Here is a 2,625-nt window from a genome sequence, read left to right on the forward strand (position 1 = left end):
CTGACCTACATGGGTTCCTTCTGGGGCAACCACCTGGACCTGGTCGAGGTGCTCTCCCTGGCCGAAGCCGGCCTCGTCAAGCACAACGTCACCAAGGTCAAGCTCGAGAACATCAACGAGAACCTGGAGGCCCTCGGCCGCGGCGACGTCGTCGGACGCCAGGTCATCGTCTTCGAGTAGTGGCCTGGGTCCGTGATGCCGACGGCTGTGCAGTCGCCGCCGGAGTGTTTGCAGAACACCGGTGCCGCTCGCCCGGCTGGGTAGAGAACGCGCGCCACGGCTGGCTATCAGGCATGTTCATAGCCATGCCCTAGCCTCGATCTTTCGTCATCAGTTGTCAATGCGAGCCGACGGCTGATTCACGCGGTGGGTGGGTTCGGGCATGGCGATGGCCCGTCTGTCGCGTCGGGTGGGCGCCGGGCTCCACGGCTCCGGTCGGGGTGGTGCTCGGGTCTGATGCAGTTTCGGGTGACAGGTCAACCTGTCACCCGAAACTGCATCAGACCCGTCGCATATCCGAGCCCTCAAAGGGGGGACCATGTCGGCCCCTCGCCGGTCGACCGTGCTCGTCCCGGCTCCAAGCATCACCTGATCGTCGACCGTCACGGGACTCCGCTAGCTGTCACACTCACCGGCGGCAACCGGCACGACGTCACTCAGCTCCTGCCCCTGCTGGACGCGATCCCGCCGATCCGGGGGCTCCGCGGACGGCCCCGCCGCAAGCCTCGGCATCTGTATGCCGACCGGGGATACGACTTCGACAAATACCGCCGCCTGCTGTGGAGACGCGGGATCAAGCCAGTGATTGCTCGACGCGGTGTCGCGCATGGTTCCGGGTTGGGCAACGTGCGGTGGGTGGTCGAGCGCACCTTCGCCTGGCTGCACCAGTTCAGACGGCTCCGCATCCGCTACGAACGGCGTGCAGACCTCCACCACGGGCTGCTCGAACTGGCTTGCAGCCTGATCTGTCTACGGCGGCTTCAGCAGACGCGCCAACCGCTGGGTCAGTAGCGGAGGCGAGCCTCGGACCCGTCGATACTCAGCATGCAGTTCTTGAGGACCTGCAACGGAGGCTGCTGGCCGTCGACCGGAGCCAGCCTGAGCTCCAAGTCCTGCAAGGGCTTGAGAACAGCAACAGTTCGAGACCCATCCGGGTCCGATCCCTTGAAGGCTGCCCATGCCTCGAACAACGCCCTCACGCTCTCCCAGCCCGGCCCCGGGGTGAAGCGCGCCAGGTAGAACGGCTGATCGCAACCATGCTCACTGAGCTCGCCGATCAGGACGTCCCCCAGCAAGAGCCGCCACTGCGTCATCAGGTGTCCTCGCCCTCCACTGCTCAGCCAAGATCCCATTTTCGCAGCACACGACCCTTTGGCCAAGCGCTTCATTCTGAAACGATCAGTAAGTGGCCCAAGGCCGTCTCGAAGATCACCGACGACCAGGACGAACTGCTGGCGTTCTACGACTTCCCCGCCGAGCACTGGGTCCACCTGCGGACCACCAACCCCATCGAGTCCACGTTCTCCACGGTCAAGCTGTGGACGAAGGTCACCCGGGGTGCCGGCAGCCCGGCTGTGGCCCTGGCGCTGGTCTTCAAGCTCGTCGAGTCCGCTCAGGCACGCTGGCGCGCGATCACCGGCGCCCACCTGGTCTCGCTCGTCCGTGCCGGCGCCCGGTTCGAGAACGGCGTCCTGGTCGAGCGGGAGGAGACCGAAGCGGCATGAATTCAGGTGGCGCTCCTGCCGCTACCTTCGAGATTATCCGCCCATGTCGCATGACGATTCAGAATGGAACGAAGCGGTCCCGGCCAACGCCCCTGCCGGCGATACCAGCGGTCTTGAAGTGCCTGACCAGCGGGCGGGCGGACTGATCATCTTCCTGAACGGAACTTCGAGTTCCGGCAAGTCGAGCATCGCTCGAGAGCTTCTCCGGATCCTGAACGAATCGTTCTTCCACATGCCGGTGGACGCCTTCCACGCGATGCGGTCTGATCGGGACATCCCCGACGAACACCTGCAGGCCGAGATCGACCGAACCGCGAGGGGCTTCCACCGCGCCGTCGCCGGGATGTCCGCGGCCAGCAACAACGTCGTGGTGGACCACGTGCTGAGCCAGCGTTGGCGCCTCCTCGACTGCCTCGACCTCTTCCCCGCCGAGAACGTCGTGCTGGTCGGCGTTCACTGCCCGTTGCCGGAGCTGGAGCGACGGGAACGGATCCGCGGCGACCGTACGCCAGGTCTTGCCGCGCGGCAGTTCGAGCAGGTCCACGCGCACGGCATCTACGACATCGAATGCGACACGAGCAAGAACACCCCCGGCGAGATCGCCAAACAGATCAAGACCACCCTGGCTCAACGGCCGACTCCAACAGCATTCACACGGATGAAGCTCGACTCTGCGCACCGACGATCCGAACTGAGCTCCACCCACAAGTCTTGACAATTGCTCCGGATGCTACTCACAGCAGGCCAACGGCGAAGCGCTGATGCACAGATAACCGCGCACACACCCATCGGCCACTACCACGCGGCTAGGGCGTGTATCGGAAGTGGATCTCGAGGTGGGATGATCTTGCCCCGTCGCACGTGGAGATCTGACGGATACACAGTGGGCCCGCTTGGAGCG

The 2,625-nt window shown here is 64.6% G+C and carries 2 protein-coding genes and 3 pseudogenes; 4 read left to right on the forward strand and 1 reads right to left on the reverse strand.

The features are described from left to right. Positions 1–180 (forward strand): annotated as a pseudogene (locus ACIP98_RS42180) (NAD(P)-dependent alcohol dehydrogenase); the annotation flags it as partial. Positions 181–496: 316 nt separating this feature from the next. Continuing rightward, positions 497–1,011: pseudogene (locus tag ACIP98_RS42185) on the forward strand (IS5 family transposase); the annotation flags it as partial. On the opposite strand, the gene ACIP98_RS42190 reads toward ACIP98_RS42185, so the two are convergent. Further along, positions 1,005–1,313 (reverse strand): hypothetical protein, encoded by a 309-nt coding sequence (locus tag ACIP98_RS42190; protein WP_401982172.1) that lies wholly within the window; start codon positions 1,311–1,313, stop codon positions 1,005–1,007. The pseudogene ACIP98_RS42185 and the gene ACIP98_RS42190 overlap by 7 nt on opposite strands. Positions 1,314–1,400: 87 nt before the next feature. Between ACIP98_RS42190 and ACIP98_RS42195 the strand changes: the two are divergent. Together ACIP98_RS42195 and ACIP98_RS42200 are read left to right on the forward strand one after the other, a co-directional pair. Continuing rightward, positions 1,401–1,724: pseudogene (locus ACIP98_RS42195) on the forward strand (transposase); the annotation flags it as partial. Between the two features lie 43 nt (positions 1,725–1,767). Then, positions 1,768–2,439: a chloramphenicol phosphotransferase CPT family protein gene (locus ACIP98_RS42200; RefSeq protein WP_401982174.1), complete on the forward strand. Its 672-nt coding sequence runs from the start codon at positions 1,768–1,770 to the stop codon at positions 2,437–2,439. Positions 2,440–2,625: the final 186 nt, after the last annotated feature.

This window comes from Streptomyces sp. NPDC088354 (assembly GCF_044753585.1).
Lineage (GTDB): Bacteria > Actinomycetota > Actinomycetes > Streptomycetales > Streptomycetaceae > Actinacidiphila.

What these genes read in the sequence shown, in the direction of transcription:
- ACIP98_RS42190 (WP_401982172.1), bottom strand. Translation starts at nt 1,313, where the DNA reads ATGACGCAGTGGCGGCTCTTGCTGGGGGACGTCCTGATCGGCGAGCTC.
- ACIP98_RS42200 (WP_401982174.1), top strand. Translation starts at nt 1,768, where the DNA reads ATGTCGCATGACGATTCAGAATGGAACGAAGCGGTCCCGGCCAACGCC.